This is a genomic window from Streptomyces sp. cg40, from assembly GCF_050320165.1.
Lineage (GTDB): Bacteria > Actinomycetota > Actinomycetes > Streptomycetales > Streptomycetaceae > Streptomyces > Streptomyces hokutonensis.
The window spans coordinates 8,204,409-8,225,979 of sequence record NZ_CP190128.1; the positions used below are offsets into that span (position 1 = coordinate 8,204,409).

Genomic DNA, 21,571 nt, shown 5'->3' on the forward strand with positions numbered 1-21,571 from the left:
GAAAAGGGCGGGACCCCACACCGGGGTCCCGCCCTTTCGCGTTCCCGGAGTCTCAGGGCTCCAGCGCCCGCAGCACCAGCCCCGACGCCGGCTTCGGGCCGAAGGACGTCGACTTGCGGGGCATGGTGACGCCCTGGAGGGCCAGGTCGCGTACGACCTCCTCGCGGACGGGGTGCATCAACACGGCCGTACCGCCGTCGCGTTCGGCCTTGCGGACGGTGGCGGCGGTGTCGTGGATGTAGGCGATGCGGGTCGGGTCGTCCTCGGGGATGAGCCAGACGTGGTCCAGGAGGGTGGAGTGCAGGACCGTGGCGTCCAGGGTGCGCCAGGCGGCGGGGCGGTCGGCGGGGACCGTACGGGCCAGGAGGTCCGGGTCCGGATGGTCTACCAGGTGGAAGGCGCCGTCACCGGCGAGGAGGAAGGCGTTGCCCGCGCAGGCCGCGTCGGCGAGGGCCTCCAGGGCCTCCGGGAGGGGCACTTCCAGGTGCTGGACGCGGAACAGGCCGTCCAGGGCGGCCAGGGCGTCGGCGACCGGGACGCCGTGCAGGAGGCGGTGGATCGCGCGGACGCGGAGCGGGTAGCGGGCGGTGTCGACGAGGAGGACGAGGCCGTAGTCCCAGGGGCTGGGGGAGGGGTGCTCCGCGCGTAGACGTCGGTAGGTCGCCCAGCGGTGGTGGCCGTCGGCGATGAGGGCCTGGTGGTGGGACAGGTCGGTCTGGATGCGGGTCAGCTCGGCGGGGTCGGTGACCGACCAGAGGCGGTGGCTGTAGCCGTCCTCCGTGGTCGTCGAGAGCAGCGGGGGGTCCTCGGCGACGCGCTCGACGACCGTGGTCGTGTCGGACGGGGAGCCGTTGCCCCGGTAGGTCAGGAGCAGGGGTTCGAGGTTGGCGGAGGTGGCCCGCATGAGGGCCGCGCGGTCCGCGATCACGTGCGGCATGACGTCCTCGTGCGGCAGGACCACGCCCTCCGAGGGGTCCGTCAGGCGCAGGGCGCCGATGATGCCGCGCTGCAACAAGCCGTTGCCGTCGTGCTGTTCGTAGACGTACAGACCGGGCTCGGGGTCGGTGGTGAGGACTCCCTCGGAGAGCCAGCGGTGCAGGGTGTCGGCGGCCTGTTCGTTGCGGGCACTGGGGGTGACGGCCTGCGGGAGGATCAGCCGGACGATGTTGTGCGGGTCGGAGTCCTGGAGGTGGTGCAGACCGTCGGGGCGTACGACGACGTCGTACGGTGGGGACGTCACGGCGGCCAGGCTGCCGACCAGGTCGGGGTCGTAGCGAAGGCCTCGGAACGGGGTGAGTTCCAGGCCTCGGCGCTCCGTTGCTTCCGAGTGACCTGCGGTGTTCATCCCGGCATCGTACGTGTGTCAGTGGCGTGCGGGATGATCGGGCGAAAGCGATCGAACGAGGAGCGATGTGGAATGAGCCAGAGCGTCAGGACGAGTCCCGAGGGCAGTGGCCGGGCCCTGAGCGAGGCGTACGACACGGCGCTGCTCGACCTCGACGGGGTGGTGTACGCGGGGGGCAACGCGATCGCCCATGCTGTCGACTCGCTCGCCACCGCCCGCGCGGGCGGGATGCGGCTGGCCTACGTCACCAACAACGCGCTGCGGACGCCGGACGCGGTGGCCGAGCATCTCACCGAGCTGGGGATACCGACGGGGGCCGATGACGTCATCACCTCCGCGCAGGCCGTCGCCCGGCTGATCAGCGAGCAGGTGCCGGCCGGCTCCCGCGTGCTGGTGATCGGCGGGGAGGGGCTGCGGGTCGCGCTGCGCGAGCGCGGGCTGGAGCCCGTCGACTCGGCCGACGACGATCCGGTGGCGGTCGTGCAGGGCTACGGCGGCCCGGACCTGGTGTGGTCCCGGTTCGCGGAGGCCTGTTACGCGATCGCGCGCGGGGTGCCGTGGTTCGCGTCCAACACCGACCTGACGATCCCGAGCGCGCGCGGCATCGCGCCGGGCAACGGCGCGGCGGTGGAGGTCGTACGGATAGCGACCGGCGCCGAGCCGCAGGTGGCGGGGAAGCCGTTGCCGCCGATGCACAAGGAGACGATCCTGCGGACCGGCGCGGAGCGGCCGTTGGTGGTGGGGGACCGGCTGGACACGGACATCGAGGGGGCGTTCAACGGGGAGGTCGACTCGCTGCTCGTCCTGACCGGCGTGACCGACGGAGCGCAGCTCCTCGCCGCGCCGCCGCAGCACCGGCCGACGTACGTCGACGCCGATCTGCGGGGCATGCTCACCGGGCAGCCCGAGGTCACGGAGGCGGGAGACGGCTTCCGGTGCGGGAGTTGGACGGCGACGGCGGGGCGGGAGCGGCTGGAACTCGACGGTGAGGGCGAGCCCCTGGACGGGCTGCGGGCGCTCTGCGCGGCGGCCTGGACGGCGGCGGGGGACGGCTCCTGCACGCTGGACGCGGAGAAGGCGCTGGCGCGACTGGGGCTGTGAACAGGGCGCTCGGGAGCACACCTTCCGGGCGGGATGCGAGGGTAGGCTAACCTAACCTCGTGTTGGTCGACAGTCCCCCAGAACAGCGCGCGGAGACCGCCCCCGCGCCCCCAACCCGCCGGGCGGTACGAGTCCTTGGGCTCTTCATCTCGGTGGCGCTCCTGCTGCTCGTCGCCCTGGCGAGCATCGCGATCGGCGCGAAATCGCTGCCGTTGGGGGATGTGTGGCACGGCCTGTTCCATGACACGGGGACGTACGCGGACATCGTGGTCGACGACCGCATCTCCCGTACGGTCCTCGGACTGCTCGCCGGTGCCGCGCTCGGCCTCTCCGGAGCCGTGCTCCAGGCGCTCACCCGCAACCCGCTCGCGGACCCGGGGCTGCTCGGCATCAACGCCGGCGCCTCGGCCGCGGTCGTCACCGCCATCACCTACTTCGGTGTCACCTCGCTGAGCGGCTACGTCTGGTTCGCCTTCGCGGGCGCGGCGGTGGTCGGCGCGCTGGTCTGGTTCCTCGGCGGCAGCCGGGGTGCCACCCCCGTGCGCCTCGCCCTCGCCGGCACCGCGATCAGCGCCGCGCTCTACGGCTATCTCCAGGCCGTCATGATCACGGACGACGCGGCGCTCTCCAAGATGCGCTTCTGGACGGTCGGTTCACTGGCCTCGGCCACCGGATCGACCATCACCCAGGTCGCGCCGTTCCTCGCGGTCGGCACGGTCGTCTCGCTGCTGCTGGCCCGGCCGCTGAACGCGGTGGCGATGGGCGACGACACCGCCCGGGCCCTCGGCGCAAACCTCAACCGCACCCGGGCGCTCGCCATGCTCTCCGCGACCGTGCTGTGCGGGGCCGCGACCGCCGCCTGCGGGCCGATCGTGTTCGTCGGCCTGATGGTGCCGCACGTCGTGCGCTCCTTCACCGGCCCCGACCTCCGCTGGATCCTGCCGTACGCCACGATCCTGTCGCCCGTGCTGCTGCTCGGCGCCGACGTGCTGGGCCGGCTGATCGCGCGGCCCGCGGAGTTGCAGGTCGGCATCGTGACCGCGGTCCTCGGCGGTCCGGTCTTCATCTTCCTCGTGCGGCGCCGAAGGACGGCCCAGCTGTGAATCTCTCTCGTACGACGGCGGAGGACGGCCCAGCCGTGAAGGCCGCACCCACCCGAGTGCTCCGTACGAAGGCCGTGCGTGCCGGCGGTCTCTCGCTCCGCCTCGATCTCCGTGCCCTCGCGGTCGTCGTCCTTCTCCTGGTCTGCGCACTCGCCGCGAGTGTCGTGCTGATCGGTACCGGCGACTTCCCGATCCCGGCCGGTGACGTCCTCAAGACGCTGTTCGGGGGCGGTGACGCGGGCCAGGAGTTCATCGTCAATGAACTGCGGCTGCCACGGGTTCTCGTCGGGCTGCTGGTCGGGGCCTCGCTCGGGCTCGGCGGTGCGCTGTTCCAGTCCATCTCCCGCAATCCGTTGGGCAGTCCGGACGTCCTCGGCCTCTCGCAGGGGTCGACGGCCGGGGCGCTCGTCGTGATCGTGCTGTTTTCCGGCAGCGCGACCGCCGTCACCCTCGGGGCGCTGGTCGGCGGTCTGGTGACCGGGCTCGCGATCTATGTGCTGGCCTGGAAGCAGGGGGTGCACGGATACCGGCTCGTCCTGGTCGGCATCGGCGTCTCCGCCGTCGTCACGGCGGTCAACGGCTATCTGCTCACCAAGGCAGACCTCGTCGACGCGGCCCGCGCGGTCGTGTGGATGACCGGGTCCCTCAACGGCCGCGACTGGACCCAGGTCTGGCCACTGCTCGGCCTGTGCGCCGTGCTGCTGCCGCTCGTCCTCGCCAACGCGCGCGGGCTGCGGATGACGGAGATGGGCGACGACGTGTCGTACGCCCTCGGAGTGCGGGTCGAGCGGGTACGGCTGTTGCTGATGGTGGCCGCCGTGCTGCTCACCGCCGCCGCGACCGCCGCCGCGGGACCCGTCGGCTTCGTCGCGCTCACGGCGCCGCAGCTCGCCCGGCGGCTGACCCGCTCGCCGGGCCCGAACCTGGTGCCCTCGCTGTGCATGGGCGCCGCGCTCCTGGTCACCGCCGACTGGGTCTCCCAACGGGCGTTCGGCGCCGACCAGTTGCCCGTGGGCGTGGTCACCGGAGTCCTCGGCGGGGTCTACCTGCTGTGGCTCCTGGTCACCGAGCGCAAGGCGGGCCGGATATGAACCCGTCGACGAAACCAGCGACGAACGCCTCGGCGAACGAGAACGACCAAAGGAGCACAGTGAACCGCCTGTCCGCCGAGAACGTCACCCTCGCCTACGACCAGCGCGTCATCGCACGCGAGCTGTCGGTGGAGATCCCCGACAACTCCTTCACGGTGATCGTCGGCCCGAACGCGTGCGGCAAGTCCACGCTGCTGCGGGCCCTTTCACGGATGCTGAAGCCGAGCGAGGGCCGGGTGCTGCTCGACGGGCAGGTCATCCAGTCGATGCCCGCGAAGAAGGTCGCGCGGACCCTCGGCCTGCTGCCGCAGTCGTCCATCGCGCCCGACGGGATCACCGTCGGCGACCTCGTGGGCCGCGGCCGGTACCCGCACCAGGGCATCCTGCGCCAGTGGTCCCAGGAGGACGAGCGGGTCGTGCAGGAGTCGATGGCGCAGACCGGGGTCGCCGAGCTCGCCGACCGCTATGTCGACGAACTCTCCGGCGGGCAGCGGCAGCGCGTGTGGATCGCGATGGCGCTCGCCCAGCAGACGCCCCTGCTGCTGCTCGACGAGCCGACCACCTACCTGGACATCCAGCACCAGATCGACGTCCTCGACCTCTGCGCCGAACTGCACGAGGAGCAGGGCCGCACACTGGTCGCGGTACTGCACGACCTCAACCACGCGGCGCGGTACGCCACTCACCTCATCGCCCTCAAGGAGGGCGCGGTCATCGCACAGGGAGCGCCGAACGACATCGTCACGGCCGAACTGGTCGAGGAGGTCTTCGGGCTGCGCTGCCAGGTCATCGACGACCCGGAGACGGGGACGCCACTGGTGGTGCCGGCGGCGCGCAAGGCACGCGCGCGTGCGGTCACCGCAGTAGTTACAGAAGCTTCCTGAGCCGGAACAGATCGAACACGTTGGCCTCCAGCTTCACCCGGCCCGAGCCCCAGGCCTTCGCGAAGTTCAGGCCGCCGTCGACCATGGCCACCAGGTCGTCGCCGGCCATGGTCAGCCTGATCTGGGCCTTCTCCGGCGGAAGGCCCTCCACGGTCTCGTCCACCACGATCCGGCCGCCGGTCAGCCGCCCGACGAAGGTGACGTCGAGATCGGTGATCCGGCAGCTGACCGAACGGTCCATGGCCGCGGCGGCGCGGACATTCCCGTCGGCCTTCTGCATGTTGTCCGAGAGCTTTTCGAGTGCGGCGCGGCACTCCTCGATCGTTGCCATCGTGATCGACGGTACCCCAGGCCTTCGGGGTAGCGTCTGGGCATGAGCGACTCAGTTCCCGAGGCCGAGACAGAGGCAGCGCCGGAGGCCGTACCGGAGGCGGAGCCCGCGTACGACCCGGCCGCCCCCGCGCCCCTGAACGTGGACCGCGCCCCGAGCGGCAACGCGGACGTCGACGCCCAGCTCGGGCGCCTCGCCGACACCGACCACCTCGCCACGGACGGCCATGTCGAGGTGTACGAGGATGTACACCGGGGGCTGCGCGACGCGCTCACCGCGCTCGACGCCCGCCCGGGACCTCCGGCGCCCCCATCGACGTATGGCACTAGGAGCTGAACCGAACGTGGCAGGAGTGGCACGCCGCCGTCTCGACGCCGAGCTGGTGCGGCGGAAGCTCGCGCGCTCGCGGGAGCACGCGAGCCAGTTGATCGCCGCAGGGCGGGTCACCGTGGGCAGGACCGTCGCGACCAAGCCCGCCACCCAGGTGGAGACCGCGGCGGCCATCGTCGTCGTGGCGGACGACGGCGACCCCGACTACGTGTCGCGGGGCGGCCACAAGCTCGCGGGCGCGCTGGAGGTCTTCGTGCCGCAGGGGCTCGCGGTCGGGGGGCGGCGGGCGCTGGACGCCGGCGCGTCCACCGGAGGCTTCACCGATGTGCTGCTGCGGGCGGGCGCCGCGCAGGTCGTGGCGGTCGACGTCGGGTACGGACAACTCGCGTGGTCTCTGCAGAGCGATGAACGCGTCACCGTCAAGGACCGTACGAACGTACGCGAGTTGACGCTTGAAGCGATCGATGGGGAGCCTGTGGATCTTGTCGTGGGGGATCTGTCCTTCATCCCGCTCGGCCTTGTGCTGCCCGCCCTGGTGCGGTGCACGAAGCCGGACGCGGACCTGGTGATGATGGTCAAGCCCCAGTTCGAGGTGGGGAAGGAACGGCTGGGGAGCGGCGGTGTCGTCCGCAGCCCGGAACTACGGGCCGAGGCCGTGCGCGGAGTCGCCCGGCGGGCCGCCGAGCTGGGCCTCGGGGTGCAGGGTGTGACCGCCAGCCCGCTGCCCGGGCCCTCCGGGAATGTCGAGTACTTTCTGTGGCTGCGGGCCGGCGCACCCGAACTGGACCCGGCCGATGTTGACCGTGCAGTGGCGGAGGGGCCGCGTTGACACAGAACCGAGCTCGTACTGTTTTCCTGCTCGCGCACACGGGCCGCCCAGCGGCCATCCGGAGTGCCGAACTGGTCGTCAAGGGGCTGCTCCAGTCCGGTATCGGAGTGCGCGTCCTGGAGTACGAGGCACGCGACCTGCCGCTCCCGGACGAGGTGGAGACGGTCACCGAGGCCACCCCGCAGTGCCTTGAGGGCTGCGAGCTGCTCATCGTCCTCGGCGGCGACGGCACGCTGCTGCGCGGCGCGGAGTTCGCGCGGGCGTCCGGGGTGCCGATGCTCGGCGTCAACCTCGGCAGCGTGGGGTTCCTCGCGGAGGCCGAGCGGGACGATCTCGACAAGGTCGTGGACCGGGTGGTCACCCGGGCCTACGAGGTCGAGGAGCGGATGACCGTCGACGTCGTCGTGCACAAGAACGGCAACATCGTGCACACGGACTGGGCGCTGAACGAGGCGGCGGTGCAGAAGGCCGGCGCCGAGAAGCTGCTGGAAGTCGTGCTGGAGATCGACGGGCGCCCGGTGACCGGGTTCGGGTGCGACGGGATCGTCTGTGCGACGCCCACCGGGTCGACTGCCTACGCCTTCTCTGCCGGTGGGCCCGTGGTGTGGCCCGAGGTGGAGGCGTTGTTGATGGTGCCGATCAGTGCGCACGCGCTGTTCGCGAAGCCGTTGGTGACCTCGCCGGATTCCGTGCTGGCCGTAGAGGTGTTGCCGCACATCCCTCCGGGGGTGTTGTGGTGTGACGGGCGGCGGACCGTCGAACTGCCTGCCGGGGCCCGGGTCGAGGTGCGTAGAGGCGCTGTGCCGGTGCGGCTGGCCCGGCTGCACCACGCGTCGTTCACCGATCGGCTTGTCGCGAAGTTCGCGTTGCCTGTTTCGGGGTGGCGGGGGGCGCCCCACTAGCACGATCGCGCGGGGACACTCCCCCGGGTGACAGGGTGCCTCGCGCTTCTCCCGCCCTACCTCGTAAGGTCTTCACCGTGCTGGAAGAGATGCGGATACGGTCGCTCGGAGTCATCGACGACGCTGTCGTCGAGCTGTCGCCGGGGTTCACCGCTGTCACGGGTGAGACGGGTGCGGGCAAGACCATGGTCGTCACCAGCCTCGGGTTGTTGCTCGGGGGCCGGGCGGACCCGGCGCTGGTGCGGATCGGGGCGAAGAACGCGGTCGTGGAGGGGCGGATCTCCGTCCCTCCGGGCGGCTCCGCCGTGCTGCGGGCCGAGGAGGCCGGTGCCGAACTGGAGGACGGGACGCTGCTCATCAGCCGTACCGTTTCCGCCGAGGGGCGCTCCCGGGCGCACCTGGGCGGGCGTTCCGTGCCGGTGGGCGTGCTCGCGGAGCTGGCCGACGAGCTGGTCGCCGTGCACGGGCAGACCGATCAGCAGGGGCTGTTGAAGCAGTCCCGGCAGCGGCAGGCGCTCGACCGGTACGCCGGGGACGCCGTCACCGGGCCGCTCGCGAAATACGCGGAGGCGTACCGGCGGCTGCGGGCCGTCGCCGTGGAGCTGGACGAGATCACTACGCGCGCGCGGGAGCGGGCCCAGGAAGCCGACATGCTGCGCTACGGCCTCGACGAGATCGCGGGCGTGGAACCGCGGGCCGGCGAGGACGTGGAACTGGCCGCAGAGGCCGAGCGGCTCGGGCACGCGGAGGCGCTGGCGTCCGCCGCGACGGTCGCGCACGCCGCGCTCGCCGGCAACCCCGAGGACCCCGAGGGCATCGACGCGGCGACCCTCGTCGCGGGTGCGCAGCGGGCCCTGGAGGCCGTCCGGTCGCACGACTCGGCGCTGGCCTCGCTCACCGACCGGATCGGTGAGATCGGCATCCTGCTGGGCGATGTGGCGGGGGAGCTGGCGGGCTACGCCGACGACCTGGACGCCGATCCGCTGCGGCTGGCGGCCGTGGAGGAGCGGCGGGCCGCCCTCAACGCGCTCACGCGGAAGTACGGCCAGGACATCGCGGCCGTGCTCGCGTACGCCGAGCAGGGGGCCGCGCGGCTCACCGAACTCGACGGCGACGACGAGCGGATCGACGAGCTGACCGCCGAGCGGGACGCGCTGCGGGCCGAACTGGGCGGTCTCGCGCAGGCGTTGACCGACGCCCGGACGGAGGCCGCCGAGCGGTTCGCCGCGGCCGTCACCGCCGAGCTGGCGTCCCTCGCGATGCCGCACGCGCGCGTGTCGTTCGAGATCCGGCAGACCGAGGACCCGGAGGGCGTCGAGGTCGGCGGGCGCGCGGTCGCCTACGGCCCGTCGGGTGTCGACGAGGTCGAGCTGCTGCTCGCCCCGCATCCCGGTGCTCCGCCGCGGCCCATCGCCAAGGGCGCGTCCGGCGGTGAGCTGTCGCGCGTGATGCTGGCCGTGGAGGTCGTGTTCGCGGGGACGGACCCCGTGCCGACGTATCTCTTCGACGAGGTCGACGCCGGTGTCGGCGGCAAGGCGGCGGTCGAGATCGGCCGGCGGCTCGCGAAGCTCGCGAAGACCGCGCAGGTCGTGGTCGTCACGCACCTGCCGCAGGTCGCGGCCTTCGCCGACCGGCAGCTGCTGGTCGAGAAGACCAACGACGGGTCCGTGACCCGCTCGGGCGTGAAGGTCCTCGAAGGCGAGGACCGCGTACGGGAGTTGTCCCGGATGCTGGCCGGCCAGGAGGACTCGGAGACGGCCCGCGCCCACGCGGAGGAGCTGCTGGCGACGGCGAGGGCGGACGGCTAGGGCGGGCTCGTCGTTCAGGAGGCGCGCGCTCCTCACTCGTACGGGTGACATCCCCGCCCGTGTTGCCCTCTCGTACGGCCTCCGGGCTTTTCTACGTTGTCGGAACACCCGTACGTACTGGCATCCTTGAGTTGGAACGCGTAGGAAGCGTGCGGTACACCCCCACCGCGCGATCCTTCTGTACTTTCTTCGTGACCGCCCGTCGCCGAACCAGGAGCCCCGGCCACGTGACCCCCGTGAGCAGCCACTCACCGCACGGCCAGTCGCCGCTGCGCACCGTGCAGGTGCTCGGCGGGGGCAACGCCGCGAGCAGCGCGCACGTGCGCTCCCTGGCCTCCGGGCTCGTCGCGCGGGGCGTGCGGGTCACGGTGTGCGCCCCCGTCGAGGCCGATCACACCTACGACTTCACGGGCGCCGGCGCCGAACACGTGCACGTCCCGCGCAGCAGCGACCCGTCCTCCGTGGCCGCGCTCCGGGCCGCCTGCGCGGACGCCGACCTGGTGCACGCGCACGGACTGCACGCCTCCTTCCGCGCCGTCCTCGCGCTCAGCGGCCGTCGGACACCCCTCGTGGTCACCTGGCACGACCGCGCACACGTCGAAGGAGCGCGCGCCCATCTGCTGCGGCTGCTGGAGCGGCGGGTCGTGAAGGCCGCCGTCGTGGTGCTCGGAGCCACGTCCGATCTCGTCGACCGGGCACGCCGGACCGGCGCCCGGGACGCGCGGCTCGCCGCCGTCGCGCTGCCGGGACCGCGCAAGGCCGTCGAGCACGAGGATCCCGACCGGCTGCGCCCCAAGTTCCGCGCCGAACTCGGCGCCACCGACCGCCCGTTGCTCGTCGCCGTCGGCTCGCTCGACCGGCAGCGCGGCTACGACACCCTCCTGGACGCCTCGCGCGGCTGGTGCCGTCTCGATCCGGCCCCGCTGCTCGTGATCGCGGGGGAGGGGCCGCTGCGGGCCGAGTTGCAGCGCCGGATCGAGGACGAGGAGCTGCCGGTCCGGCTCGTCGGGCGCCGCGACGACGTGGGCGAACTGCTCGCCGCCGCCGACCTCGCGCTCCTGCCCAGCAGTTGGGAGTCCCGCTCGGTGATCGCCCAGGAGGCACTGCACGCCCGCGTCCCGCTCGTCGCCACCGCCGTCGGCGGCATCCCCGAACTCGTCGGAGACGCCGCCGAACTCGTGCCCTACGGCGACGCGAAGGCCCTCGCCGACGCGGTCACCCGGCTGCTGCGCGACCCCGAACGCCGGGAACTGCTCCGGGAGAAGGGCACCCGGCAGGCGGCCACCTGGCCCACCGAGGACGAGACCGTCGCCCAAGTGCTGAGTGTCTACGACGAGTTGACCCAGCCGCTCCCGCTGACCTGAAAATTCCTACGGCACCAGCCTGCGGGCGCGCAGCGCGAGGCTCAACGCCAGTACCGTCTGCGGGTCTTCGAGGTCCGTGCCCAGCAACTCCCCGATGCGGGCGAGGCGGTTGTAGAGGGTCTGCCGGTTGAGATGCAGTTCGCGGGCGGTCTCCGCCTTGCGGCCCGCGTGCGCCAAGTACGTTTCCAGCGTGGGGAGCAGCGGCGGCTTGGAGCGGTTGTCGTGGTCGCGGAGCGGGCCGATCGCGCGGTCCACGAAGGCCGCCAGGTCGGGATGGTCGCGCAGCCGCCACAGCAGCAGCTCGATGTCCAGGCGCCGCGCGTCGTACCAGGGGCGGTCCGACAGGCCCTGTGCCGCCGTCGCCGTCTCGGCCGCGTGGCGCAGCCCCGCCGACGCCGCCGCCCAGCCGCCGGCCACCCCGACGACCACGATCGGCGGCTGTGCGCCCGGGCGTTGCATCCCGGCCCGCTCCACGCCCGCGCGCAGTGCCGCCGCGACCCGGTCCGCGACGGCCGACCGCTCCGACTCCGAGCGCAGGCCGAGCAGGAGCGGGACCCGGCCCTCGACCGGTCGTACGCCCAGCAGGACCGGGACCCCCACCGAGGCCAGCTCCTCGGCGACCGCGCGGGCCAGGACCGCCCAGCCGCCGCCGGGCGCGGCCAGCGCGTCGCCGAGGCGCATCACCACGGGCAGCAGCGGGCTGGTGCCGGGCTTGAAGCCCAGTACCCGGGCCTGGGCCGGGGCGTCCTCGGCGGCGATACGGCCCTCGGCGAGGTCGGTGAGGAAGTCGCCGCGTCCGCGGGCGGCCAGCTCCTCCTCCTGGCGGGCCTGCATCAGGACCACGGCGAGGATGCCGGCGGCCCGTTCGGCGGCGATGCGGTGCACGGGGGAGAGCGGCGCCCGTACCGGGAGCAGCACGATCCGCGCGCGGACCGAACCCGTGCCGGGACCGCCCCCGGGCACGTCCACCAGCACCGAACCGGCGGGCGGCGAGCCGTCCTTGTGCTGGCCGCGGAGCCCCTCCCACACCTGGAGCGGGTCGGCGCCCTCGGGCCCGGAGCCCGCCGCGTAGAGGAGTTGGCCGTCCGGGGTCTCCAGGAAGACCGGGTTGCCGCTGAAGTCGGCCAGGATGCCCAGGACTTGGGGGATTCCGCCGCCGCCGAGCAGAGCCTCCGTACAGCGGCGGTGGACCTCCTCGGCCTGCTGGAGCAGCGCGTAGTGGCCGTTGACGATCTCGGTGTGGATCTCCTCGGTGACCGCGACGAACGGCACCTCGCGGTGAAGCTGGACCAGCGGGAGACCGGTCGCGCGGGCCGTCTCGACGAGGGTGGCGGGCAGCCGGGTGAACCGCGGGCCGAGCTCGACGACCAGGGCCGCGATGCCCCGCTCGGCCAGCGTACGGACGAAGGCGCGCTGTTCCGCCGGGCGGGTACCGAGGCCGTAGCCCGTGGTCAGGAGCAGTTCGCCGCCCTTGAGGAGGGAGGCGATGTTCGGGACCTCGCCCGCGTGCACCCAGCGCACGGTCCGCTGGAGCCGGTCGGCGCCCGCCAGGATCTCCGGCAGCCCGCTGCGCAGCCCGGGCAGCTCCAGCGCCCGCTGAACGGTGATCCCGGCGCCCTGGCTGTCGAATGTGCTGTCCGTACGGCTGTCCATGCAGCGGACGCTACCTGCGCGGATGCCCTGCGCACACCTCGGCCTAGGCCGGTGCGATGTTGTGGTTGAAACGGAAAACGTTGTCGGGGTCGTACTCCCGCTTCACCGCCGCGAGCCGCCGGGTGTTCTCGGCGCCCAGGCCCGCCGTCACGCGGTCCGTGCCCTCGTCGCCGATGAAGTTGAGGTAGACCGCTCCGGTGCTCCAGGGCTGGACCTTGGCGCGGACGTCCTTGACCCAGGCGATGCAGCGTTCGTCGTCGGCCGGGTCCTCCCAGATACCGAAGGGGTGAACGGCCCAGGGCGCGTTCCGGTACGGCACCGGGAACTCGGCGGGGCCGGAGGCGATCGCGCCGCCCTGCGGGAACAGCACGTGCTGCGTGCCCGTGGGGACCGGGAGGCTCTCGCCGAGGGCGCAGAAGACGTCCGTGAACGCGTCGGGCGCGCCGGTCAGGTACTCGGCCGACCAGTAGTTCCGCAGGTTCGCCGGATCGTCGAACATCGTCTGGAACTGGGCGTAGGGCAGGGCGGTGACGATCTCCACCTCGTGCGGCAGGGCGAGCAGCGGCTGGGCGAGCTTGCGCATGTCCTCCTCGGCGCCGGCGTAGGTGATCAGCGCGCCGCACAGCCGCTGGCCGACCAGCTGCTCGGGGATGAACTCCTCGGGCGGCGCGGTGAGATAGATGACTCCGCCGCTCGCCTCCTGGGGGCCGGTCTCGATGATCTCGCGGTAGGTGCGGATGACGTCCTGGCCGTGCTCGGGCTGGTACATCACCAAGGCGATGGAGAACTCGGGCAGTTCGTGCAGTCGCAGGGTGAGCGCGGTGGCGATGCCGAAGTTTCCGCCGCCGCCGTGCAGGGCCCAGAAGAGTTCCGGGTTCTCCTCGGCGCTCGCGTGGACCACGGTCGCGTCGGCGGTCACCAGGTCGACGCCGAGCAGGTTGTCGACGGCGAGGCCGAAGGCGCGGTCCAGCCAGCCGGTGCCGCCACCCAGGACGAAGCCGCCGACCCCCGTGGTGGAGGCCCGGCCGCCGGTCGTGGCCAGACCGTGTTCCTGGGTCGCGCCGTCCAGTTCGCTCATCGTGGCCCCGCCGGCGATCCGTACCGCCCGGGCCGCGGGATGGACCGTCACCTCGCGCATATGGCGCAGGTCCACGACGAGCGCCCCGTCGCCCAGCGCCATGCCGGCGACGCTGTGACCGCCGCCGCGCACCGCGATCGGCAGATCCAGTTCGCGCCCGAAGCGCACGGCCCGTACGACATCGGCCTCGTCCACGCACTGGGCGATCACGGCCGGACGCCGGTCGATCATCGCGTTGAAGACGACACGGGCGTCGTCGTAACCCTGATCCCCCGGGGCGAACACGTCGCCGACCAGATCCTCGCGCAACGCGGTGAGAGCCGCGCCCGCCGTCGAGAGGGAGGCCATGGCCGCCCCCTTCCAGAAAAGGGTAAATGGGACGATTCCAGCGTAGGCGTGCTCGGCCCGGCAGTCGCGCTGTGGGTTCACCCAGCCGTCCCTGACATGCCACTGACAGCCCGGATTCGAAGGTCATATCGTTGGCCGGCGATCACGGGAATTTCTTATGGAGGGGGAACGTGATGTCACGTCAGGCGTACCGAAGAACGCCGTTCCGGACGGTGGGGGCCGTCCTGCTGGCCTTGCTGACACTGCTGGCCCTGGTGACGACGGCGGGCCGCGCACAGGCGGCGGGTGTCACCGCCGCCGGTTCGTTCTCCGAGTCCGAGCTGTGGGACTCGACCGACAACGATGCCTACGCGAGTTTCCACGTGCAGGGCCTCGGGGTGGTCCCCCAGGGAATCGTGCCGCCCGCGGGAGGCGCGGCCCTGCCCGCCGACGTGGTGCTCACGTTCACCGAGGGCCGCTTCACGGTGGGGGACGGCGGACCGAAGGACCTGCTCGTGCGCCGCAGCGTGGACGCCGGGGTCACCTGGTCCGCCAGTGCCGTCGTGGTCCCGGCGGACACGGTGCAGAGCTGGGGCGACCCCACGCCGGTGGTGGACGGGCAGACCGGCCGGGTCTCCCTGTTCTGGAAGGGTGACGGCTCGAACATCTACGTCAAGCACAGCGACGACGCCGGGGCCACCTGGTCGGCCACCGAGGACCTGACCCCGCTGTTCGCCTCGAACCCGTACGGCTGGACGCGCGACGCCCCGATCCCGGGCCACGGCATCCAGCTGAGCACAGGCCGGCTGCTGATGCCCGTCATGCACCGCGCCGCCAGCACCGCCACGGACGCCAACTACGGCATGGACATGCTGTACAGCGACGACCACGGCGCCACCTGGCACCGGGGCTCCCCGCTCATGGACGCCACCTATCCCATCAACGAGAGCCGTGTCTACGAACGCTCCGACGGAGCCGTCGTCCTCAACGGCCGCTGGGGCTCGGGCGGCACCCGCTACCGCATCACCTCGACCAGCACCGACGGGGGACTGACCTGGTCCGCACCGGCGATCGACGGCGCGACCGGCACCTTCGGCTCGGTCGACGCGGGCATGCTCAACTACACCACCGGCACGGTCGACCGGCTCCTCTTCTCCCGCCCGGACTCCTCCGCCCGCGAGAACATGACCGTCTCGATCTCCTACGACGACGGAGCGAGCTTCCGCTACAGCCGCGTGATCGACCCGGGCCCGTCCTACTACTCCGACCTCGCCCGCCTGTCCGACGGCACGATCCTGCTGGTCTACGGCCGCGACGGCACCGTCGCCACCTACCCCGAGCGCATCAGCGTCGCCCGCTTCGACCTCGCCTGGCTGACCAAGGGCCGGGACAGCCTCGCCACCGGCCCCGGGTTCACCCAGCAGACCTACGAGATGGCCACCGCGGACGCGCGCACGGACACCGGCGCCGCCGTGCCGATCCTCGCCGACGCCAACGCCGTCGGCGGCAAGGCCCTGCGCTACGGGGCCTCCGCCGTGGGCAACTACATCGACGTCCCGTTCACCGTCACACAAACGGGCGGCTACCAGGTCTCCGCGCGCTTCCATCGCAGCTTCGGCCAGGGGCAGATACGCGCGAGCATCGACGGCACCACACTCGGCCAGGGCCTGTTCGACCCGACGCTGACGTCCGGCTCCGACACCTACGACATCGACGGCTACCAGGTGTACGGACTGGGGTCGACGACCCTGGCCGCCGGACAGCACACCGTCCGCTTCACCCTGGCCGCCGTCGGCCGGGCCGGCGGAAAGGCCATCGCACCCGACCAGTTGACCCTCGTCTCGGGCAGCGAGCCCGCCGACGTGCCGAACACGGTGTCGGACAACGACTTCGTCCCGGGCTTCGACACCCTCGCCGGTACCTGGACCGACGTGAACTCGCTCAGCGGCGCCTACGGCGGCAGCCATGACACGCACGCCGCCGGCACCGGCACCGCCAGTGTGGAGTTCCGGCCCGATGTGCCGATGAACGGCGTGTACGAGGTCGCCGCCTGGTTCAAGTCGGCCTCGGGCCAGGCGTCCAACGCCTCCTACGTGATCAACCACGCCGACGGCCAGTCCGCGGTGACGGTCGACGAGTCGTCCGGCGGCGGGCGTTGGGTCCGGCTCGGCGAGTTCGCGTTCACCGGTGGCGGCGACGGCACGGTGACCCTGTCGGACAACGCCGACGGCACGGTCGTCGCCGACGCCGTCCGGCTCTCCTACCGGGGCGCCGTCACCGACAACGGCTCGTCCGGCTTCAGCACGGTCTCCGGCACCTGGAACGCCGGGACCAGTGTCACCGGGTACCAGGGAGCGAACTACCTCACCCACGCCGCGGGCACCGGCACCTCGGCCGTGCGCTGGGGGACCGACGTACCGGCGACCGGGACCTACGACGTGTCCGTCTGGTACACCGACAACGCCAACCGCGCGGACAACGCGCCCTACACCGTCACGGACGCCAACGGCTCCACGCTGGTGCGCGTCGACCAGACGGTGAACGGCGGCAGTTGGATCTCCTTGGGCAAGTACTCGTTCACCGCCGGAAGCAAGGCCGTCGTCCAACTCTCGGACGACGCCGATGGATACGTCGTCGCCGACGCCGTGCGGATCACGTCCCAGGGACTGGTCGCCGACAACGACGACGCCACCAAGTTCAGTACGGTCTCCGGCACTTGGAACCCGGCATCGGGCATCGAGGGCTTCTGGGGCGCGAGTTATCGCACCCACGCGGCGGGCACCGGGACCTCGGTCGTGCGCTGGCAGTCGGACGTGCCGGCGAGCGGGGTGTACGACGTGTCCGTCTGGTACACCGACTACGCCAACCGGGCGACCAACGCCCCCTACACCGTCAGATACGCCGGCGGCTCCGCCGTCGTCCGTGTCGACCAGACCGGACGCGGCAACCGCTGGGTGTCTTTGGGTAGCTTCCCGTTCACGGCCGGAACCCCGGCCGTCGTCGAACTGTCGGACGACGCCGACGGCTACGTCGTGGCAGACGCGGTCCGTCTCATCGGGTAACCCGGGACCAGGCGCAGTACGGGGCAGGGCCCGCCGGATCGTCTCCCGATCCGGCAGGCCCTGCCCTGTGTGGTGCCGCCCTGCGTCGGCGGTCCGTCAGCTCTTCGCGGTGTCGTCGCCCGCCTGTCCGGTGGCCTCGGCCGCGGCTGCCTTCTCGCGCATCTTGCGCACCAGCTCCGCCTTCAGGTCGGCCGCGCCCTTGCGGTCGAGGTTGCGGTGCGGACCGTGGTTCTGGCGTTCGGCGCGGGACTGCTTCTTGCGCTGGCCGCCGCCCTGGCCCACGGGGTTGTTGATGTTCTTGCTGACGGTCACGGTTCTCCCGGTGGTGATGTGGAGCGGGGGTCAGCCGCCGTAGGCCCCCGAAGCCGTCAGCCGCAGCGCCGTGTCGATCAGCGGGACGTGGCTGAAGGCCTGCGGGAAGTTGCCGACCTGGCGTTGCAGGCGCGGGTCCCACTCCTCGGCGAGGAGGCCCAGGTCGTTGCGGAGCGAGAGCAGCTTCTCGAAGAGCTTACGGGCCTCGTCCACGCGGCCGATCATCGCGAGGTCGTCCGCCATCCAGAACGAGCAGGCCAGGAACGCGCCCTCGTCACCGGGGAGGCCGTCGACGCCCTCGTCCTCGCCCGAGGTCGGGTAGCGCAGGATGAAGCCGTCCGGCGTGGACAGCTCGCGCTGGATCGCCTCGATCGTGCCGATCACGCGCTTGTCGTCGGGGGGCAGGAAGCCCATCTGCGGGATGAGCAGCAGCGAGGCGTCCAGCTCCTTCGAGCCGTACGACTGCGTGAAGGTGTTGCGCTCCTTGTCGTAGCCGCGCTCGCACACGTCCCGGTGGATGTCGTCGCGCAGTTCGCGCCACTGCTCCAGCGGGCCGTCCGCGTCGCCCGACTCGATCAGCTTGATCGTGCGGTCGACCGCGACCCAGGCCATCACCTTCGAGTGCACGAAGTGGCGGCGTGGGCCGCGCACCTCCCAGATGCCCTCGTCGGGCTCGTCCCAGTGCTTCTCCAAGTAGCGGATCAGCTTGAGCTGGAGCAGGGAGGCGTAGTCGTTACGGGCCAGGCCGGTCATGTGGGCCAGGTGCAGGGCCTCGGTGACCTCGCCGTAGACGTCGAGCTGGAGCTGGTGCGCGGCGCCGTTGCCGACGCGCACCGGGCCGGAGTTCTCGTAGCCCGGCAGCCAGTCCAGCTCCGCCTCGCCGAGCTCGCGCTCGCCGGCGATGCCGTACATGATCTGGAGGTTCTCCGGGTCGCCGGCGACGGCCCGCAGCAGCCACTCGCGCCAGGCGCGGGCCTCCTCGCGGTAGCCGGTGCGCAGGAGGGAGGAGAGGGTGATGGCCGCGTCGCGGAGCCAGGTGTAGCGGTAGTCCCAGTTGCGGACGCCGCCGATCTCCTCCGGGAGGGAGGTGGTCGGCGCGGCGACGATGCCGCCGGTCGGGGCGTACGTGAGGGCCTTGAGGGTGATCAGGGAGCGGACGACGGCCTCGCGGTAGGGGCCGTGGTACGTGCACTGGTCGACCCACTCGCGCCAGAAGTCCTCGGTCGCCTCCAGCGACTGCTCCGGCTCGGGCAGCGGGGGCGGCTGCTTGTGCGAGGGCTCCCAGGAGATGGTGAACGCGATGCGGTCACCCGGCGCGACGGTGAAGTCGGCGTAGGTCGTGAGCTGCTTGCCGTAGGTCTCCGCCAAGGTGTCGAACCACACCGAGTCGGGGCCCGCGACGGCGACCGTGCGGCCCTCGTGCTTGTGCACCCAGGGGACGACCCGGCCGTAGGAGAAACGCATCCGGAGGGCCGAGCGCATCGGGACGCGGCCGGAGATGCCCTCGACGATGCGGATCAACTGGGGGGCGCCGTCGCGAGGAGGCATGAAATCGGTCACGCGGACCGTGCCTCGCGGGGTGTCCCACTCGGACTCCAGGATCAGCGAGTCACCGCGGTAGCCGCGCCGGGCCGCGGTGGGCGGCGGCGCGTCGGAGGCGTGGGCCGGGCCCAGCCGCCAGAAGCCGTGTTCCTCGGTGCCGAGCAGACCGGCGAAGATGGCATGGGAGTCGAACCGGGGCAGGCACAGCCAGTCCACCGATCCGTCCCGGCAGACCAGGGCAGCGGTCTGCATGTCTCCGATGAGTGCGTAATCTTCGATGCGCCCGGCCACGTGCAACTCCAGTCGAACGGCCACGTCGCCCCAGGGAAAAGGGGCGGTCGCTGTGTGCGGTCAAGGGATCGTTTGTAGTGCGTCGTTGAGCCATGAAGCAAATGGGGGTCGTTGCCCAACGGGCCGACGAGCTCTCGTTGTTCCGGGATGTACGGGCGGGGGTGGTGCCGTGTTCCGGACCGGCTCGGCAGCGAGTGTCCGAGCAGGATACGACGCACGTAGATGATCTGTGTGCCGCTCTCGCCAACGGACCTGGGCCGAACGGGTGAGCAGCACGTGAGAAGCAGGTAACCAGGGCGCGTCTGTGTCGACGCGAGTCACCAGTGTGTCGACGCGGGTGCGGAGCGTGGCCGGAAGCCATCTCGTCCGGGCGCTGATACCCTGGTAGCCCGTGGACCGGTGGGCACAAAACCCCCGACGACCGCACCTCGAACCGCGACCACGGGAGCCCCCTCTTGGCCATGCCGCCCGCTGCTTTCCGAAACAGCACAGCCACGACGACCAAGCACATCTTCGTCACCGGGGGTGTCGCCTCCTCTCTCGGCAAGGGCCTCACCGCCTCCAGCCTCGGCATGCTCCTCAAGGCGCGGGGCCTGCGCGTCGTGATGCAGAAGCTCGACCCGTATCTGAACGTCGACCCCGGCACGATGAACCCCTTCCAGCACGGTGAGGTCTTCGTCACCAACGACGGTGCCGAGACCGACCTGGACATCGGCCACTACGAGCGTTTCCTCGACCGCGACCTGGACGGCAGCGCCAACGTCACCACCGGCCAGGTCTACTCGACGGTCATCGCCAAGGAGCGGCGCGGCGAGTACCTCGGCGACACCGTGCAGGTCATCCCGCACATCACCAACGAGATCAAGCACCGCATCCGCCGGATGGCGACCGACGAGGTCGACGTCGTCATCACCGAGGTCGGCGGCACGGTCGGCGACATCGAGTCGCTGCCGTTCCTGGAGACGGTCCGCCAGGTCCGCCACGAGGTCGGCCGGGACAACGTGTTCGTGGTCCACATCTCGCTCCTGCCGTACATCGGCCCCTCGGGAGAGCTGAAGACGAAGCCGACCCAGCACTCGGTTGCGGCGCTGCGGAACATCGGTATCCAGCCGGACGCGATCGTGCTGCGCTCCGACCGCGAGGTGCCGACCGCGATCAAGCGCAAGATCTCGCTGATGTGCGACGTCGACGAGGCCGCGGTGGTCGCCTGCCCCGACGCCCGCTCGATCTACGACATCCCCAAGACCGTGCACAGCGAGGGCCTGGACGCCTATGTCGTCCGCAAGCTGGACCTGCCGTTCCGCGATGTGGACTGGCGGACCTGGGACGACCTCCTCGACCGCGTCCACAACCCGCTGCACGAGATCAACCTCGCGCTGGTCGGCAAGTACATCGACCTGCCCGACGCCTATCTCTCGGTCACCGAGGCCCTGCGCGCCGGCGGCTTCGCCAACAAGGCCCGCGTGAAGATCAAATGGGTCACCTCGGACGACTGCAAGACCCCGGCCGGCGCCGCCAAGCAGCTCGGTGACGTCGACGCGATCTGCATCCCCGGCGGCTTCGGCGACCGCGGTGTCTCCGGCAAGGTCGGCGCCATCCAGTACGCCCGCGAGCACAAGATCCCGCTGCTCGGCCTGTGCCTGGGCCTCCAGTGCATCGTGATCGAGGCCGCGCGCAACCTGGCCGGCATCGAGGACGCCAACTCCACCGAGTTCGACGCGGCCACCGGCCACCCCGTCATCTCCACCATGGCCGAGCAGCTCGACATCGTCGCCGGCGAGGGCGACATGGGCGGCACCATGCGCCTGGGCATGTACCCCGCCAAGCTCGCCGAGGGCTCCATCGTGCGCGAGGTCTACGACGGCAAGGAGTACGTCGAGGAGCGCCACCGCCACCGCTACGAGGTCAACAACGCCTACCGCGCCGAACTGGAGAAGAAGGCCGGACTCCAGTTCTCCGGCACCTCCCCGGACGGCAAGCTCGTGGAGTACGTGGAGTACCCGCGCGAGGCGCACCCCTACCTCGTCGCCACCCAGGCCCACCCCGAGCTGCGCTCCCGCCCGACCCGGCCGCACCCGCTCTTCGCGGGCCTGGTCAAGGCGGCCGTGGCACGCAAGACGGGCAAGTAGTACGAGGGTTGTACGGTGACCGGGGTGCGCGCCTTCAAGAGGTGTGCACCCCGGCTTCTTTTGTCATGCAGGTCGTAATGCAGGTCTTT

General features: G+C 71.5%; 17 protein-coding genes. 11 read left to right on the forward strand and 6 right to left on the reverse strand.

Annotated features, from left to right (window positions below; genetic code table 11):
- Positions 1-52 precede the first annotated feature (52 nt).
- A complete protein-coding gene (locus ACQHII_RS37020) occupies positions 53-1,345 on the reverse strand; it encodes a DUF1015 family protein (protein ID WP_427923347.1) in 1,293 nt (430 codons plus the stop codon).
- 72 nt (positions 1,346-1,417) lie between these two features.
- Here ACQHII_RS37020 and ACQHII_RS37025 point away from each other — a divergent pair, with 72 nt between their 5' ends.
- Genes ACQHII_RS37025 through ACQHII_RS37040 form a run of 4 tightly spaced genes read left to right on the forward strand, consistent with a single transcriptional unit; the run spans position 1,418 to position 5,524 of the window.
- Entirely contained in the window at positions 1,418-2,446 is a 1,029-nt protein-coding gene (locus ACQHII_RS37025) for an HAD hydrolase-like protein (RefSeq protein ID WP_427923348.1), read from the forward strand.
- A gap of 59 nt (positions 2,447-2,505) precedes the next feature.
- The gene (locus tag ACQHII_RS37030; protein ID WP_427923349.1) at positions 2,506-3,549 is read left to right on the forward strand and encodes a FecCD family ABC transporter permease; all 1,044 of its coding nucleotides are present in this window, start codon (positions 2,506-2,508) and stop codon (positions 3,547-3,549) included.
- A gap of 35 nt (positions 3,550-3,584) precedes the next feature.
- The gene (locus ACQHII_RS37035; protein ID WP_427925495.1) at positions 3,585-4,640 is read left to right on the forward strand and encodes a FecCD family ABC transporter permease; all 1,056 of its coding nucleotides are present in this window, start codon (positions 3,585-3,587) and stop codon (positions 4,638-4,640) included.
- Positions 4,637-5,524: an ABC transporter ATP-binding protein gene (locus ACQHII_RS37040; protein WP_427923350.1), complete on the forward strand. Its 888-nt coding sequence runs from the start codon at positions 4,637-4,639 to the stop codon at positions 5,522-5,524. The genes ACQHII_RS37035 and ACQHII_RS37040 overlap by 4 nt, the downstream gene beginning before the upstream one ends.
- Here ACQHII_RS37040 and ACQHII_RS37045 read toward each other — a convergent pair.
- Positions 5,508-5,855 (reverse strand): SCP2 sterol-binding domain-containing protein, encoded by a 348-nt coding sequence (locus tag ACQHII_RS37045; protein WP_427923351.1) that lies wholly within the window; start codon positions 5,853-5,855, stop codon positions 5,508-5,510. The genes ACQHII_RS37040 and ACQHII_RS37045 overlap by 17 nt on opposite strands.
- Positions 5,856-5,897: 42 nt before the next feature.
- Here ACQHII_RS37045 and ACQHII_RS37050 point away from each other — a divergent pair, with 42 nt between their 5' ends.
- The 5 genes from ACQHII_RS37050 (at position 5,898) to ACQHII_RS37070 (ending at position 11,088) form a co-directional block, all read left to right on the forward strand.
- Positions 5,898-6,191, forward strand: a complete 294-nt coding sequence (locus ACQHII_RS37050) for a hypothetical protein (RefSeq protein ID WP_427923352.1) — start codon at positions 5,898-5,900, stop codon at positions 6,189-6,191.
- Positions 6,192-6,198: 7 nt separating this feature from the next.
- Positions 6,199-7,014 (forward strand): TlyA family RNA methyltransferase, encoded by an 816-nt coding sequence (locus ACQHII_RS37055; protein ID WP_427923353.1) that lies wholly within the window; start codon positions 6,199-6,201, stop codon positions 7,012-7,014.
- The gene (locus tag ACQHII_RS37060) at positions 7,011-7,916 is read left to right on the forward strand and encodes an NAD kinase (RefSeq protein ID WP_026179466.1); all 906 of its coding nucleotides are present in this window, start codon (positions 7,011-7,013) and stop codon (positions 7,914-7,916) included. Before ACQHII_RS37055 ends, ACQHII_RS37060 begins: the two co-directional genes overlap by 4 nt.
- Before the next feature lie 89 nt (positions 7,917-8,005).
- Positions 8,006-9,724, forward strand: coding sequence for a DNA repair protein RecN (gene recN / locus ACQHII_RS37065; RefSeq protein WP_427925496.1), 1,719 nt, complete (start codon positions 8,006-8,008; stop codon positions 9,722-9,724).
- 227 nt (positions 9,725-9,951) lie between these two features.
- Positions 9,952-11,088 (forward strand): glycosyltransferase family 4 protein, encoded by a 1,137-nt coding sequence (locus tag ACQHII_RS37070; protein WP_427923354.1) that lies wholly within the window; start codon positions 9,952-9,954, stop codon positions 11,086-11,088.
- A 6-nt stretch (positions 11,089-11,094) separates the two neighbouring features.
- Here the strand turns inward: ACQHII_RS37070 and ACQHII_RS37075 are convergent, their stop codons facing one another.
- Both ACQHII_RS37075 and ACQHII_RS37080 read right to left on the reverse strand, forming a co-directional pair.
- Positions 11,095-12,741 carry a PucR family transcriptional regulator gene (locus ACQHII_RS37075; RefSeq protein WP_427923355.1) on the reverse strand — a complete coding sequence of 549 codons (1,647 nt, stop codon included), beginning with the start codon at positions 12,739-12,741 and terminating at the stop codon, positions 11,095-11,097.
- A 43-nt stretch (positions 12,742-12,784) separates the two neighbouring features.
- Entirely contained in the window at positions 12,785-14,167 is a 1,383-nt protein-coding gene (locus ACQHII_RS37080; RefSeq protein ID WP_427923356.1) for an FAD-binding protein, read from the reverse strand.
- 173 nt (positions 14,168-14,340) lie between these two features.
- On the opposite strand from ACQHII_RS37080, the gene ACQHII_RS37085 reads away from it, so the two are divergent.
- Positions 14,341-17,208 carry an exo-alpha-sialidase gene (locus ACQHII_RS37085; RefSeq protein WP_427925497.1) on the forward strand — a complete coding sequence of 956 codons (2,868 nt, stop codon included), beginning with the start codon at positions 14,341-14,343 and terminating at the stop codon, positions 17,206-17,208.
- A gap of 96 nt (positions 17,209-17,304) precedes the next feature.
- Here ACQHII_RS37085 and ACQHII_RS37090 read toward each other — a convergent pair whose 3' ends face one another.
- Together ACQHII_RS37090 and ACQHII_RS37095 are read right to left on the reverse strand one after the other, a co-directional pair.
- A complete protein-coding gene (locus ACQHII_RS37090; protein WP_427923357.1) occupies positions 17,305-17,520 on the reverse strand; it encodes a DUF6243 family protein in 216 nt (71 codons plus the stop codon).
- 30 nt (positions 17,521-17,550) lie between these two features.
- Positions 17,551-19,353: a glycoside hydrolase family 15 protein gene (locus tag ACQHII_RS37095; RefSeq protein WP_427925498.1), complete on the reverse strand. Its 1,803-nt coding sequence runs from the start codon at positions 19,351-19,353 to the stop codon at positions 17,551-17,553.
- 461 nt (positions 19,354-19,814) lie between these two features.
- On the opposite strand from ACQHII_RS37095, the gene ACQHII_RS37100 reads away from it, so the two are divergent.
- Positions 19,815-21,482, forward strand: a complete 1,668-nt coding sequence (locus ACQHII_RS37100; protein ID WP_427923358.1) for a CTP synthase — start codon at positions 19,815-19,817, stop codon at positions 21,480-21,482.
- The last annotated feature ends 89 nt before the right edge of the window (positions 21,483-21,571 follow it).

Coding starts and splice junctions, on each gene's coding strand:
- ACQHII_RS37020 (WP_427923347.1), bottom strand. CDS start 1,345: ATGAACACCGCAGGTCACTCGGAAGCAACGGAGCGCCGAGGCCTGGAA.
- ACQHII_RS37025 (WP_427923348.1), top strand. CDS start 1,418: ATGAGCCAGAGCGTCAGGACGAGTCCCGAGGGCAGTGGCCGGGCCCTG.
- ACQHII_RS37040 (WP_427923350.1), top strand. CDS start 4,637: ATGAACCCGTCGACGAAACCAGCGACGAACGCCTCGGCGAACGAGAAC.
- ACQHII_RS37045 (WP_427923351.1), bottom strand. CDS start 5,855: ATGGCAACGATCGAGGAGTGCCGCGCCGCACTCGAAAAGCTCTCGGAC.
- ACQHII_RS37050 (WP_427923352.1), top strand. CDS start 5,898: ATGAGCGACTCAGTTCCCGAGGCCGAGACAGAGGCAGCGCCGGAGGCC.
- recN (WP_427925496.1), top strand. CDS start 8,006: ATGCGGATACGGTCGCTCGGAGTCATCGACGACGCTGTCGTCGAGCTG.
- ACQHII_RS37075 (WP_427923355.1), bottom strand. CDS start 12,741: ATGGACAGCCGTACGGACAGCACATTCGACAGCCAGGGCGCCGGGATC.
- ACQHII_RS37080 (WP_427923356.1), bottom strand. CDS start 14,167: ATGGCCTCCCTCTCGACGGCGGGCGCGGCTCTCACCGCGTTGCGCGAG.
- ACQHII_RS37085 (WP_427925497.1), top strand. CDS start 14,341: ATGTCACGTCAGGCGTACCGAAGAACGCCGTTCCGGACGGTGGGGGCC.
- ACQHII_RS37100 (WP_427923358.1), top strand. CDS start 19,815: ATGCCGCCCGCTGCTTTCCGAAACAGCACAGCCACGACGACCAAGCAC.